At 63.6% G+C, this 12,490-nt stretch carries 14 protein-coding genes; 2 read left to right on the top strand and 12 right to left on the bottom strand.

The features are described 5' to 3' along the window. Positions 1-94: 94 nt before the first annotated feature. Complete coding sequence (locus VGO12_RS00690) at positions 95-616, top strand: plant virulence effector HPE1-like domain-containing protein (RefSeq protein WP_327510832.1); 522 nt, start codon at positions 95-97, stop codon at positions 614-616. 126 nt (positions 617-742) lie between these two features. Here the strand turns inward: VGO12_RS00690 and VGO12_RS00685 are convergent, their stop codons facing one another. From VGO12_RS00685 to VGO12_RS00660, 6 genes are all read right to left on the bottom strand, one after another. Then, complete coding sequence (locus VGO12_RS00685; RefSeq protein ID WP_327510831.1) at positions 743-1,243, bottom strand: DUF523 domain-containing protein; 501 nt, start codon at positions 1,241-1,243, stop codon at positions 743-745. Between the two features lie 65 nt (positions 1,244-1,308). Beyond that, positions 1,309-1,689, bottom strand: coding sequence for a cupin domain-containing protein (locus VGO12_RS00680; RefSeq protein WP_327510830.1), 381 nt, complete (start codon positions 1,687-1,689; stop codon positions 1,309-1,311). Between the two features lie 120 nt (positions 1,690-1,809). Continuing rightward, entirely contained in the window at positions 1,810-3,975 is a 2,166-nt protein-coding gene (gene glyS / locus VGO12_RS00675; RefSeq protein ID WP_327510829.1) for a glycine--tRNA ligase subunit beta, read from the bottom strand. A gap of 103 nt (positions 3,976-4,078) precedes the next feature. Next, entirely contained in the window at positions 4,079-6,019 is a 1,941-nt protein-coding gene (locus tag VGO12_RS00670; RefSeq protein ID WP_327510854.1) for a DUF2207 domain-containing protein, read from the bottom strand. A gap of 41 nt (positions 6,020-6,060) precedes the next feature. Then, positions 6,061-7,332, bottom strand: coding sequence for a 3-phosphoshikimate 1-carboxyvinyltransferase (gene aroA / locus VGO12_RS00665; RefSeq protein WP_327510828.1), 1,272 nt, complete (start codon positions 7,330-7,332; stop codon positions 6,061-6,063). 85 nt (positions 7,333-7,417) lie between these two features. Next, the gene (locus tag VGO12_RS00660) at positions 7,418-7,966 is read right to left on the bottom strand and encodes a LemA family protein (RefSeq protein ID WP_327510827.1); all 549 of its coding nucleotides are present in this window, start codon (positions 7,964-7,966) and stop codon (positions 7,418-7,420) included. Between the two features lie 240 nt (positions 7,967-8,206). Here VGO12_RS00660 and VGO12_RS00655 point away from each other — a divergent pair, with 240 nt between their 5' ends. Further along, complete coding sequence (locus VGO12_RS00655; protein WP_414650651.1) at positions 8,207-8,413, top strand: hypothetical protein; 207 nt, start codon at positions 8,207-8,209, stop codon at positions 8,411-8,413. On the opposite strand, the gene VGO12_RS00650 is transcribed toward VGO12_RS00655, so the two are convergent. The 6 genes from VGO12_RS00650 to VGO12_RS00625 form a co-directional block, all read right to left on the bottom strand. Beyond that, positions 8,406-8,972: an AAA family ATPase gene (locus VGO12_RS00650; RefSeq protein WP_327510826.1), complete on the bottom strand. Its 567-nt coding sequence runs from the start codon at positions 8,970-8,972 to the stop codon at positions 8,406-8,408. The two genes, VGO12_RS00655 and VGO12_RS00650, sit on opposite strands and share 8 nt — an antisense overlap. Continuing rightward, positions 8,969-9,925 (bottom strand): glycine--tRNA ligase subunit alpha, encoded by a 957-nt coding sequence (locus tag VGO12_RS00645; RefSeq protein ID WP_327510825.1) that lies wholly within the window; start codon positions 9,923-9,925, stop codon positions 8,969-8,971. The genes VGO12_RS00650 and VGO12_RS00645 overlap by 4 nt, the downstream gene beginning before the upstream one ends. An 87-nt stretch (positions 9,926-10,012) precedes the next feature. After that, complete coding sequence (locus VGO12_RS00640; protein ID WP_327510824.1) at positions 10,013-10,204, bottom strand: hypothetical protein; 192 nt, start codon at positions 10,202-10,204, stop codon at positions 10,013-10,015. A 127-nt stretch (positions 10,205-10,331) separates the two neighbouring features. After that, positions 10,332-11,198, bottom strand: a complete 867-nt coding sequence (locus VGO12_RS00635) for a S49 family peptidase (protein ID WP_327510823.1) — start codon at positions 11,196-11,198, stop codon at positions 10,332-10,334. 141 nt (positions 11,199-11,339) lie between these two features. Continuing rightward, positions 11,340-12,113, bottom strand: coding sequence for a tRNA1(Val) (adenine(37)-N6)-methyltransferase (locus tag VGO12_RS00630; protein WP_327510852.1), 774 nt, complete (start codon positions 12,111-12,113; stop codon positions 11,340-11,342). An 11-nt stretch (positions 12,114-12,124) separates the two neighbouring features. After that, positions 12,125-12,346 carry a DUF2007 domain-containing protein gene (locus VGO12_RS00625; protein ID WP_327510822.1) on the bottom strand — a complete coding sequence of 74 codons (222 nt, stop codon included), beginning with the start codon at positions 12,344-12,346 and terminating at the stop codon, positions 12,125-12,127. Between the last annotated feature and the right edge of the window lie 144 nt (positions 12,347-12,490).

The raw sequence follows: 12,490 nt of genomic DNA, 5'->3' as shown, positions 1-12,490 counted from the left end.
AACCTGCCCGGATCATTCAATTTTTACCAATTCTCCTGACGGGAAAGTAAGGGAGAGCGCATATTCTTGCCGCCAACAACGCGGGAGAGAACCGATGCGCCTGTTGCTGATCACCACCATCCTCGGCCTTGCCGCCGGCAACGCGCAGGCGTCCTCCATCGACACGATTGCTTCCGGCACGACGCCCAACAACAGCGTCGCAACGGTCTCCTGCACCGCCTGCCCACCGCTCCAATCGAAAAAGAAATCAACCTATGTCGTGCCGACGATTGCCGCTGGCGACGAAACGATCGAGCTCAAGAAGATCAACGGCGAGATGAAGGTGGTGCGCACCGAAGCCTGGCTCGGCGGTTCGCCGGTGGTCTTCGTCAGCAAGCCGTCGCGAGAAGTCATCGCCCAGGCCGAACCCGAAGCCGACCCTTCCGAAACGGTAACGCTTGCGACCAACGCCGATGTCGAAAACGCGGTTGCCGACGATCCGAAAATGCTCCGGGTCGACCACACTTCCAAGACGGCGGCGGTCACGCCGGTCGGCGCTTCGCTTTCCAGCGCACCCGTGATCGAGGAAGGCTCACAGGATTTTGATCCGTCCGCTCTCGAACTTCGGCTAAAATAGGCTTCTATCGGGAAAGTTCCCTGCCCCGCTCAGCTGTCCCCTGCAACCAAGGCTGACGGGCGTTCGCTGCACAGCGAGAGATTGCGCCCCTGAGAGAAGCGGGGGCGCAATCTTTTTGTGAGGCCGTCAGCGCTCGTCCAGAGCGTCGATCCGCGCCACCAATCCATCGATCTGCCTGTCGGAATAGACTTCGATCCCATTGTCCGAAAGAAGCGCTGCGGTCACGCCCTCCCCCGGATGGCGGGCGCCTGAAAAGCTGCCGTCATAGACGAAACCGGACCCGCAGGACGGGCTGCCATCGATCAGCAGCGCGAAGCGACAGCCCGTTTCCCTGGCTAGCCTCAACGCGTTCTCGGCGGCCTGGACGAAGTCCCCTGTAACGTCGCGGCCGTTGACCTCGACCACCTTCGCCCGGCCGGCCAGCACATCCTTGCCGACGGCGCCGGCAGCGATTTCGGCAGGCGGCCGCGGCACCGGCATGCCCGCCGACATTTCGGGACAGATAGTCACGAGCCGGCCTTCGGCGCGCCAGCGATCGATCGCCGGATGCACGAGCGGCTTCGACTGTCCGTCGTAGCGGACGGCATGACCCATGAGACAGGCGCTGACGAGGATTTTTGCAGGCATGTGTCCCTCCTACTCCGAGGTCTCGTTCCCTTCAAGCGCGATGGTGACATGGGTAGGCAGGCGCATCAGATCCAGCGATCGTTTTCCGCGGTGCGTGTTCCGCCCTCATGGCCGGTGTTGAGCGTGCCGCGCGGCTCGATCAGTAGCATCTTCACCTCGCGTTCCGCATAGGGCTTGTGCTCGACGCCCTTCGGCACGACGTACATTTCGCCGGGACCGAGCGTCACGGCGCCATCGCGAAAATCGATGCGCAAGGTGCCCTCAAGGACGATGAAGGCTTCATCGGTGTCCTGATGATCGTGCCAGATGAAGTCGCCCTCGATGCGCACGATCTTGAACTGGTAGTCGTTGAGTTCGGCAATGACGCGCGGTTGCCACTGATCGCTGAAGAGCGTGAGCTTTTCGGCGAAATTGATCGGCTTGCGGGTCGTCGGTGCGTTGTCCATCGGCTGTCTCCATCGTGTTGATGGAGACAGGATATAGGGCGCGCGGCGGCAACCCGCTTGAACGTTCGTGCGTGAGGGGACCTCAGATGCCGCCGAAGATCCGGCGGCAGGCGAAATGTCTTAGCCCGCGATCTTGGAGAAGTCGGCAACCTTGCCGATGGCCGAACGGATCAGACCGAGCAGCGCCAGGCGATTGGCGCGGATCGCCGCATCGTCATCATTGACCAGCACATCGTTGAAGAACTGGTCGACCGGCTGGCGCAGCTTTGCAAGCGCCTCCATCGCCGAGCGGAAATCCTCCCTGGCGATCGCGTCGCCCGCTTCGCCGGAAGCGGCCTGAACAGCCTGGTGCAGCGCCTTTTCCGCGTCGAGACGGAAGAGACCGGGATCGACGGCGTCGGCGACGGTCGTGCCCTTCTTTTCCTCGGCGGCGAGAATCTGGGTGGCGCGCTTGGTGCCGGCAAGCAGGTTGCGGCCCTCCTCGTCCGAGATGAAGGCGGTCAGCGCCTCGACGCGGCGGGCGATCATCAAGAGATCGTCGGCATCCGCCGTCAGCACCGCATCGATCAGGTCGTGACGGGCGCCGAGGTCGCGCAGATAGACCTTCAGACGGTCATGGAAGAAGGAGAGCAGATCGGCCGAGACGTCGGCCGAAAGTTCCGGCTTCTGCGCGCGAAGCGCAACGAGTGCCGTCTCAAATGCCGGAAGCAGCGCGAGGCGCGCCTTGCCTTCGAGGATCAGGCGGATGACACCCAATGCTGCACGGCGCAGCGCGTAAGGGTCCTTCGAGCCGGTCGGCTTCTCGTCGATTGCCCAGAAGCCGACGAGCGTGTCGAGCTTGTCGGCAAGCGCCACCGTTACCGCCACCGGATCGGTCGGCGCGCGGTCGGAGGGGCCGTTGGGCTTCCAGTGGTCTTCGATTGCCGTTGCGACAGAGCCGTTCTCGCCCTGCAGCAGCGCGTACTTGCGGCCCATGACGCCCTGAAGCTCGGGGAATTCGCCAACAGCTTCGGTGCGCAGATCGGCCTTGGCGAGCACGACGGCGCGGTCGACGAATGCTGCGTCCGCACCGGTCACCTTGGCAAGCTCGGCTGCAATGGCCCGGATGCGCGCAACGCGCTCGCCCTGCGTTCCGAGCTTGGCATGGAACGTCACGTTCAAGGCATCGAGCTTGGCCATGCGCTGGTCGAGCGGCTTCTTCAGATCGAGAGCGAACTTGGTGGCCGACGCTTGAAGCGTTTCGAGATCCGGCAGGTTGCCCTGGTCGCGGTGCCAGAAATGGGCGGCGTCGGAGAGCCGCGCACGCACGACCTTGCCGTTGCCGTGCACAATCTCCTTGCCGCCGTCCTTCGCCTCGATGTTCGAGATCAGGATGAACTTGTTGGAGAGCGTGTCTGCCCCCGGCGCGCGGGTGACGAAGCACTTCTGGTTGGTCTTGATCGTCAGACGGATGATTTCCGAGGGGATTTCGAGATAGGCATCCTCGAAGCTGCCCATCAGCACCTGCGGCCATTCGACGAGGCCGGAGACCTCTTCAAGCAGGCCTTCGTCCTCGACCAGTTCCAGGCCGTTGGCGAAAGCGACGTTGCGCGCGTCGGCAAGGATCATCTCCTTGCGGCGCTCGCCGTCGAGGACGACCTTCGCCTTCTCGAGCTTTTCGGCGTAGTCGGCAAAGCGGCGAACGGTGATCGCCTCAGGCGCATGGAAACGGTGGCCATAGGTCACGTTCGAGGCGACGATGCCGTCGACTTCGAACGGGATCACCTTGGTCTCGTCCGTCTCGGAGCCGAAGGTGCAGACGATCGACTGCAGCGGACGGACCCAGCGCAGCGCACCGGGCTTGGCGGACGCTACGCCGGAGCGCATCGGCTTCGGCCAGGGGAAATTGCGGATGATATCCGGCATCGCCTGGGCAATGATCTCTTCGGCGGCGCGGCCCGGCTTGACGATATGGGCAACGTAGAAGTCACCCTTCTTCGGGTCGCTGTGGACATGCGCCTCGTTGATCGACGAAAGGCCTGCGCCGCGAAGGAAGCCTTCGATCGCCTTCTCGTTGGCGTCGGTGCGCGGGCCCTTGCGCTCTTCGCGAATGTCGGCCGAGCGGGCGTTCAGGCCGCGGATGTCGAGGGTCAGCCGGCGCGGCGTCCAGTACTCGCGCGCGCCCTCATAGGTCAGGCCCGCCTCGACCAGTGCATCGGTCAGCAGCTTCTTGAGATCGCCGGCTGCCTTGCGCTGCAGGCGGGCGGGAATTTCCTCGGAGCGGAGTTCGATAAGAAGATCGGGCATGGGAGTGACTTTTTCTGTTCCTGACGGTTGCGGCGGACTTAGCAAGCTCTGGCAAAAATGTCACCAAGCCCGGCGATGAATTTGGCGGTCTGAGCGGCTGGCATCACCAGCCACCGCCGCCGCCGCCACCGCCACCGCCCCCGGAAAAGCCACCGCCGGTCGAAAAGCCCGATGAGGACGACTTCGGCGGGGGTGGCAGCGACGATGTCATCGTGTCGGCCATCGATCCGGCAAAACCGCCGATGCGGTCGCCGAAGGTGCTCGAGCCGAAGCCGTCGCCGTGGTACCAGCCGGGCTGATAGGCAGCCGCCGCGGCAGCACCCGCCGCAGCGGCAAGCAGCCAGCGATCGAAGGTCGCGGTCCAGGGTTTTTCGACACCGAGGGCCACGGCATAGGGCAGCAGCGTCTCGAAGTGCCGGGGCGACATTTCAGGCGCGCCCTGCATGTTCATCCGGTCCTTCTCGGCAAGCGTCATGTACTGGCGCAGCCCGTCGATGCCGTCCATCATCCGTGTTCCAAGCGGTGTCGGTGCACCCATCAGGAAGAAGAAGAGCACGTTGGCGAGCACGATGGCGCCGATCACGAACAAAAGCGGCAGCTCGTCGGTTTCGGCCGCCTCGTAGAACACGGCGGCAAGGATCGCCGAGAAGATCGTGAAGGCGACGAAGCCGATGAAGGCGACGACCACGATCGACATGATCCGGCTCATCAGGCTCCTTTCGCGTCGCAGCGACTTGCCGAAGGCGACGGCGAGGATCGAGACGAAGAAGGCGATGACAACGGGAACGATCACCAGCGGCAGGCTATCCTCGCTGAGATCGCCGAAAATGAACACCGCGGCAATCGCCAGCACCGACAGGATGACGCCCGCGACGATGTAACCGCTGTTGGCGTGATAGTATTTGCCGCGATGCTCGCGCTCCATGGCGTTGCGGAAATCGGCGCCGTTTGCCTGCACACGGGTGCCATGGGCGCGGTCAATCGTGAGCTTGCCGCCGCTGGCATTGACCGCCTTCATGACAGCCGCCTCGCCGGTCGGCAGCTTGTCGCTGCTCCCCTTTCCGGTCGCGGCGATGACGATGGCGTTCTTGAGGTCTTCGAGCACCACGTGGCCCTTGACGGCTAGATTGAGTGCTGCCGCCGACAGTGCCGTCCAGCCTTCGCCGGAAAATCCCCTGTTGTCGATGTAGTTGACCAGCGCCGGCGAGATGCCCTCGGGCGGGTCCCAGCGCGGCACCATGACGCCGCGGTCCGGATCACGTCCGACCCGCAGCCAGGCCTGGCTGTAGAAGAGCAGGACGACGACGAGCCCGGCACCGGCGATGATCAGTGCGAGATGGTCGCGCAGCCACCAGGCATTCTCCTGGCTAGAAGACGGTCTGTCGATGCTGCCCTTCGGCATCTTGATGGCGATCGTCAGCCCTTCGCGCGGATCGAGACGGCGGGTGGTGGCGAAAAAAATCTCCTGGCCATCGCGCGAGGCGCGGGCGTCTTTGCCGGTCGCGCCATAGCCGCCGGTAAAGTAGTCGAGCGCTTCTGCCCTCACGCCCTCCGGCAGGGTCACCGTCGCGCTCGCCTCATCGATCGGGAAATCCCACTCGGTGCCGGTGACGTTCCAGTAGAATTCGTCGTGGTCGTCGAAGAAACGGATCTGCCGCCCGGTCTCATAGGTGAACTGGAAGGTGTGTTCGCCTTGATCGAGAAAGACCTCGGCCGAACCGGTATAGATGCGGATGCCGCCGCTGATCGTCTCCGTGCGGTAGGGCTCTTCTTCGCCGTCGCGCTCGACCGACAGCAGCTTGAAATCGACCTTGCTGCGCTTGCCCCTGGCGTCGGTAAAGGTCAAAGGCAGATCGCGATAGATGCCGCGGCGGATCTTGTTGCCTTCGACCGTCGCCGTGATCGTCTCCGTCACCGTCATCGTGCCGTCCTTGGCAAGATCGATGACGGAGCGGTAGGCGGAGAAGACCTCCTCCGCCCGCCCGATGCCCGTCGTCGCCAGCAAGAAGACCAGGAAGGCAAATGCGGCAGCGAGACGGGTCATGCGGATCATGCTTTCCTGTCGTTGACTTTCAATTGCGGGCGTTACGGGCGGTCGCCGGTGAATTCGACGCCGAGGGAGGCAAGCGCATCCCAATAGGCCGGGTAGGTTTTTGCGACGCAGCCGGGATCCTCGATGGCAATACCGTGGATCTTGAGGCCGGCCAGCGCAAAGCTCATGGCGATGCGGTGATCGGCGAAGGTGTCGATCGAGGCGGGCAAGGTCTGGCCGGCAAGCGCCGGATCGGACGAGACGATCAGGTCGTCACCCTCCTCATGGGCAAGGCCGGGCCGGATCGCTGTCAGACCCAAGGACAGCGCGCGCACGCGGTCGCATTCCTTGACGCGCAGGTTTGCCAGACCGACGAAACGCACCGGCGTGTTGTTGAAGGCGGCAAGCACCGCGATCGTCGGGATCGCGTCCTGCATCTGCGAGCCGTCGATCACGGCGGGCAGGTTCGGGAAGCTGGCGATCACCGCGTGAGCGCGCGCGTCGGGCTGCGAGAAGGCGTTCGCAGGAACCCCGAGATCGATGGCGCCACCGGTGAGCACTTCGGCTGCCCAGAGATAGGTGGCCGCCGAAGCGTCGGGCTCTATGACATAGTCCGCCGCGCGATACGCGGTCGGGGCAACCTGCCAGACCGACGGGCTCACCTGCTCGACCTCGGCGCCGAAGGCGCGCATTGCCGCAACCGTCAGATCGATATAGCCGCGCGCGCCGATCTCGTCGCCGGCAAGTTCGATGCTGACCGGACCCTTGGCGCCCGGTGCTGCCATCAGCAACGCCGAGACATACTGGCTGGAGAGACCGGCATCGATCACGACGCGGCCGGCCGGGAAACCGCCCGTGCCCTTGACGGTCACCGGCGGGCAGCCGGTTTCGGACGACACCGTAACGCCGAGGGTGCCGAGCGCGTCGACCAGTGGCCTGATCGGCCGCTTGCGCATGTGCTGGTCGCCGTCGACGACGACGGTACCGTCAACGAGGGCGGCGGCGGCCGTCAGGAAGCGGGTCGCGGTTCCCGCGTTGCCGAGGAACAGGGGGGCCGCCGGTGGGAGCAGCTTACCGGTGCTGGTCACGACAAAGGTCGTGTCGTCGGGCTCGCTGACCTCGACGCCCATCGCGCGCAGTGCCTCGGCCATGTAGCGGGTGTCGTCGCTCTTCAGCGCGCCCGTCAGCCGGCTCGTGCCCTTGGCAAGACCGGCCAGAAGCAGTGCGCGGTTGGTGATCGACTTCGAGCCCGGCGGACGGACATGGCCGGTCAGCGGATGGTCGGTCGGCAGGATGGTCAGCTTCTTCATGCTATCGGTGGTCATCGAATGGGGTCTCTTGATGCGATGGACGCCGCGGAAACCGCGGCGTGGAAGGTTGGCGGCGCTCAGGGTCGAGGCCGGGAATGGATCAGAACTTGACCTGCGGCACGGCGCGATCGGCCTCGTTGGTGATCTCGAAATAGCCAGCCTTGACGAAACGGAAGGCATTGGCGATCAGGTTCGAGGGGAAGCTCTCGACCTTGACGTTGAGATCGCGGGCAGCGCCGTTGTAGTAGCGGCGCGACATCTGGATCTCGCCTTCGATCGTCTCCAGGGAGCGCTGCAGTTCGGCGAAATTCTCGTTGGCCTTGAGATCCGGATAGGCTTCTGCAAGCGCAAACAGCTTGCCGAGCGCCTGGGACAGCGCTCCTTCCGCCTGCGCCCGTCCCTCGACGTCGCCCGCCGGCACCGCCTGCGCCCGGTTGCGCATGGCGATAACCTCCTCGAGCGTCGACTTCTCGTGCGCGGCGTAACCCTTCACCGTCTCGATCAGGTTCGGGATGAGATCGGCGCGGCGCTTCAGCTGCACGTCGATGCCGGACCACGCCTCTTCGGCCACCTGTCGCGCCTTGACGAGACCGTTATAGACGAAAACCAGATACAGGATCACGACGACGCCGATTGCGAGGCCAATCATAGGGTACCCTCCAAAAAACTCGCGCAGAGATTAGCATTCGCTTCTCAGCTTCAAAGCGCTTTCTGCGGCTTTTGACCAGAGAAACCTGCTCCTCCCCAGTTCCTAAGCACTCCGGTGAACGCTGTGTTTCCCGCCGCGAACCGTCTCGGCGCCCTGACGCGGCGGATCCTGTTCCAATGGTAACGGCGGCCTGACGGACAATCAGCGATAGTCAACCTATCGAACAACCCCGGAAACGAAATGAAGATCATGAAAACGCTCGCAACTCTCATCAACGTGATCGCCTTTACGGCGCTCTTCGTTGCCTATGCGAGCGCCCACTCTCCGGAACGTCCGAATGGCGTTCGCCGCGCGCTCCAGACCTACTCCGGTCAGGTCTACACCGGCGCCTACCCCACGATGAAGCCGTATTGCAAGAACGTCGCCGGCACGACCTTCATCATCTAACCGCGGAAGGTTCAGCGATCCGCTGCGCGATTGCTGCTGCCGCTTCGTCAGCACCAAGCGCGGTCACATCGATCTCGATCAATTGGTCGCTTTTGCCGCGCAACAGCCGGTGCGCGCGCCGCAACCCCAAAAGAACGTCGGGATCGGTCAACTTGTGCAGCTTGCGCCGGCCGGCGCGTGTCAACCGCTTGAGGTTTTCCTCGACATCGCAATCGATCACGACCGCAACGAAGCGGGCGCCGCGTTTTCGTGCGAGTGCGGCGCAGTCCTCGAAGGCGCGCGTGTCGGCAGCGTCGTCCGAAAGCGCGTCGGTAAAGACGAAGGACTGTTCGCCCGGCGCTTTTTCAAGATGTTCGAACACGCTTTGGCGAACCGCGGATCTGAGCGAGCGATAGAGCGGGTCGCTGCGCGCAAACAGTGCCTCGGCCGGATTGATCAGCGTGTGATTGTCGGCGAGCCGCGCGCCCAGCCTTTCGGCCAGATGGCGCGCGATCGTCAGCTTGCCGGATCCCGGCCAGCCGTTGATGTGGATGACAAGGCTTGCGGGCCCAGCGGTCAAGCGGCGTCCCGGTTGAGGTTGGCACCGCCTGCGTCGGTCAGCAGGAAGGCCTCGCCGCAGGCTTTCGCCAGCGTGCGCACGCGCAGGATGTAGCTCTGGCGCTCGGTGACCGAGATCACACCGCGGGCATCGAGCAGGTTGAACACATGGCTCGCCTTGATGCACTGGTCATAGGCCGGGAAGACGCACTTGTGCAGGTGGTTGTTGCTGTGATCGCCCGGTGCGCCGGCAGCCAGAAGAGCCTGGCATTCGGCTTCCGCATCGATGAAGTGCTGATGCAGGATAGCCGTGTTGGCGTATTCGAAATTGTAGCGCGAATACTCCTGTTCGGCCTGCAGGAAGACGTCGCCATAGCTGATCTTCTCCGCACCTTCGCGGCCGTTGAAGTTCAGGTCATAGACGTTGTCGACGCCTTGCACATACATCGCCAGGCGCTCGAGACCATAGGTCAGTTCGCCCGAGACCGGCGAGCATTCGATGCCGCAGACCTGCTGGAAGTAGGTGAACTGCGAGACTTCCATGCCATCGCACCAGCACTCCCACCCGAGACCCCAGGCGCCGAGCGTCGGGCTCTCCCAGTCGTCCTCGACAAAGCGGATATCGTGCAACAGCGGATCCAGGCCGATCGCTTCGAGCGAGCCGAGGTAAAGCTCCTGCAGGTTGGACGGATTGGGCTTCAAGAGCACCTGATATTGATAGTAGTGCTGCAGACGATTGGGGTTTTCGCCGTAGCGGCCGTCGGTCGGGCGGCGCGAAGGCTGCACGTAGGCCGCGCGCCAGGGACGCGGGCCCAATGCGCGCAGGGTCGTTGCCGGATGGAAGGTACCGGCGCCCACTTCCATGTCGTAGGGCTGCAGCACGGCGCAACCCTTGTCGGCCCAATAGTTGTGCAGCGTCAGGATCAGAGCCTGAAACGAGCGCTTCGGGTTCATATGATCAGGCAGAGTGGTCATGGATCGCGTCCGAATGTCTTGCAGAAAAATGAGCCGGACAGGTGCCACGCCTGATGACAGGGGTCAAGCGCTACGGCGCGACGGCGCCTATTCGTCGTCGCGCTTCAGCCGGTATTCGCCCGTTTCCGGATCCTGAACGAGCGTCCCTTGCGCACCGGTCCGCTCTTCGCGGCGCGCCTTGTCGCGCTGACGGGTCAGCCGCTGGGCGTCGGCCACGAACTTGCGGTATCCGAGCCAGAAGATGAAACCTGCAATCAGGAGCAGGATGAGCTGCGGCATTTTTCCTCCCAGTGCGCGCGGGCCAGTGCGCGCGGGCGAGACACTCTAGATCTTGTTACTTATGCCATTGCGGACGCAAACCCGCTTTGCCCTTCGCCGGATCTGCGCCTGCTGGAACTGCTCGGGCTCAAAGCCCGAACCGCGCCCACAATGCCCTTTCCTCGATTGCTTCGGCAAGCCCCGCCGCAGTCGAGGCGGCCATGGGGGCTGCGATTGCGCCGGCAACCGAGGCCCCTGCCTGCCGGCGGCCGAAAAGGCTGCGTGCCGGCTGGATGAGCTCGAGGCGCGCCTTGTCGCCATAACGCTTCTTGATCTCGCCGCGCAGCTCGCCAAGGCCGTCGATGAGACCGAGCTCCAACCCGCGGCGACCGGTCCAGAAAAGCCCGGAAAAGATATCCGGATCGTCGGCGAGCATCTGCCCGCGGCGCGCCTTCACCATCTGGATGAAGGTGTCGTGGATATCGACCTGCAGGTTTTTCAGGAAGACGATGTCGCCTTCCTTTTCCGGCTGGAAGGGATCGAGCATCACCTTGTTCTCGCCGGAAGTATAGACACGCCGTTCGACACCGATCTTCTTCAGGAGTTCCGGGAAACCGAAGCCGCCCGAAACGACGCCGATCGATCCGACGATCGAGGTCGGGTCGGCGATGATCTCGTCGCCGGCAAGGGCGATCATGTAGCCGCCGGATGCAGCGACATCCTCGACGAAGATGAGCACGCGCTTCTTCTTTTCCTGGGCCAGATCGCGGATGCGCTGATAGATCAGGCGCGACTGGACGGGCGAGCCGCCGGGCGAATTGATCGAGATCGCCACGGCCGGCGCCTCCTTCACCGCAAAGGCCTTCTCCAGAAGCGGCGCTGCGGTCGCGAGGTTCAGCGCGGGCCGGAACTGCCCGCCGCCGGCCATGATCGCGCCATGCAGCCGGATGACGGGGATCGTCACGCCTTCCTTGCGAAACCGCCTGGGCAACATCCGTCTGAGGAACGCCTTCATGTCAACTCCTGCCTGCTCGATCATGTTCTGAGCGGAATGGTGGAAAACCGCGTTCCCCCGTCCCGTCCAGATGGCCATGTGATGGCCCTTAAATGCCCATGTATGCACTGGTGCGGCAAACACAATGCCGCATACGGTAAATCAGCGACGACGGTAGGCGGAGCGGCCGTTGTTGAGATCATCGACGTGATCTGCAAACCGATGGCCTTCCTCGTGCATGACCAGCGGTGCGCGCAGAACCAGCCGCTTGCGGCTCTGCTTGATCGCGGTCACCAGGATGCGAACGGCGTTTTCGCCGACCCGCGGATGAAGTGCTGTGATCTCGATGCCGCCAAAGCGCCGGCCGCAGGCAGCGATGATCTCGGCAATCGATTCCGGCCGGGCGATCAGCGACAACTGCCCGCCCGGCTTCATGATCGCACCTGATGTCTTCACCCAGACCTCGAACAGCCCCTCGCTCATGGCATGCGCCTCGGCTTTGAGGCTATCGGGCGTCTTGCGGTCTGACGCATCATTGAAGGGCGGGTTCATGATCACGTGATCGAAGCTGTCGTCTGCAAGACCCGCTGCGACGCGCGCCTTGCCGGCGAGAGAAACGTCAGCCTCAAGCACCGAGACGCGCCCGGCAAAGCGGGCATTTTCCGCAAGCGCCAGGCTGCGGCGGGCAAATTCCGCCATGACCGGCGAACGCTCGACGAGCACAACCTCAGCATTTTCCATGCGGGAGGCGACGGCCATCCCGGCCGCCCCCGCCCCCGCGCCGAGGTCGGCGACGCGGCAGGGACGGTCCGATGCCACGAGCGATGCAAGCAGCATCGCGTCCATGCCGGACCGGTGCCCCTGACCAAGCGGCTGGACAACGTGGAACTTGCCGCGATGAAAGGCGTCAACGGTCTCGGTCGCGACAGCCGACATGGGGGCAGTGCTCAAGGTCGCAACTCCGCCTCTAGTCCGGCGTCGATCAAGATCCGCCGCGCCGCATCCGCATCCTCTTCGGCGACCAGGAAGCGGCGGGGCAACAGGCCGAGCGAGCCTTCCAGAATGCTCATCCCCTGATCGGCGATCAGGCTTGCGATACCGGCGTCCTTCATCAGGCTTTCTGCAAAGGAGAGCACGACGGCATCGTTGGTACGGATCAATTCCCTCATCCAGCGGTTTTTCCTGTCCTATTTCAGCAAGCGGGACAATTCGCCTCTTGCCGCACGGGACACCCCTTCCTATTGTCGAAAGCGACAATGAAAACAGGAGTCCCGGTGTGGGCGTAGTGATACCGCTGGAAGACAGCAAAAACA

This window comes from Ensifer sp. (assembly GCF_035999135.1).
In the GTDB taxonomy this organism is placed as follows: domain Bacteria; phylum Pseudomonadota; class Alphaproteobacteria; order Rhizobiales; family Rhizobiaceae; genus Ensifer.
The sequence above is the reverse complement of the archived record's forward strand: the minus strand, read 5'-3'. Positions and strand labels throughout refer to the sequence as shown.

Coding starts and splice junctions, on each gene's coding strand:
- VGO12_RS00655 (WP_414650651.1), top strand. CDS start 8,207: ATGAAGATCATGAAAACGCTCGCAACTCTCATCAACGTGATCGCCTTT.
- glyS (WP_327510829.1), bottom strand. CDS start 3,975: ATGCCCGATCTTCTTATCGAACTCCGCTCCGAGGAAATTCCCGCCCGC.
- VGO12_RS00630 (WP_327510852.1), bottom strand. CDS start 12,113: ATGTCGGCTGTCGCGACCGAGACCGTTGACGCCTTTCATCGCGGCAAG.
- aroA (WP_327510828.1), bottom strand. CDS start 7,332: ATGACCACCGATAGCATGAAGAAGCTGACCATCCTGCCGACCGACCAT.
- VGO12_RS00635 (WP_327510823.1), bottom strand. CDS start 11,198: ATGAAGGCGTTCCTCAGACGGATGTTGCCCAGGCGGTTTCGCAAGGAA.
- VGO12_RS00670 (WP_327510854.1), bottom strand. CDS start 6,019: ATGACCCGTCTCGCTGCCGCATTTGCCTTCCTGGTCTTCTTGCTGGCG.
- VGO12_RS00640 (WP_327510824.1), bottom strand. CDS start 10,204: ATGCCGCAGCTCATCCTGCTCCTGATTGCAGGTTTCATCTTCTGGCTC.
- VGO12_RS00625 (WP_327510822.1), bottom strand. CDS start 12,346: ATGAGGGAATTGATCCGTACCAACGATGCCGTCGTGCTCTCCTTTGCA.
- VGO12_RS00660 (WP_327510827.1), bottom strand. CDS start 7,966: ATGATTGGCCTCGCAATCGGCGTCGTCGTGATCCTGTATCTGGTTTTC.
- VGO12_RS00680 (WP_327510830.1), bottom strand. CDS start 1,689: ATGGACAACGCACCGACGACCCGCAAGCCGATCAATTTCGCCGAAAAG.
- VGO12_RS00690 (WP_327510832.1), top strand. CDS start 95: ATGCGCCTGTTGCTGATCACCACCATCCTCGGCCTTGCCGCCGGCAAC.
- VGO12_RS00645 (WP_327510825.1), bottom strand. CDS start 9,925: ATGACCACTCTGCCTGATCATATGAACCCGAAGCGCTCGTTTCAGGCT.
- VGO12_RS00685 (WP_327510831.1), bottom strand. CDS start 1,243: ATGCCTGCAAAAATCCTCGTCAGCGCCTGTCTCATGGGTCATGCCGTC.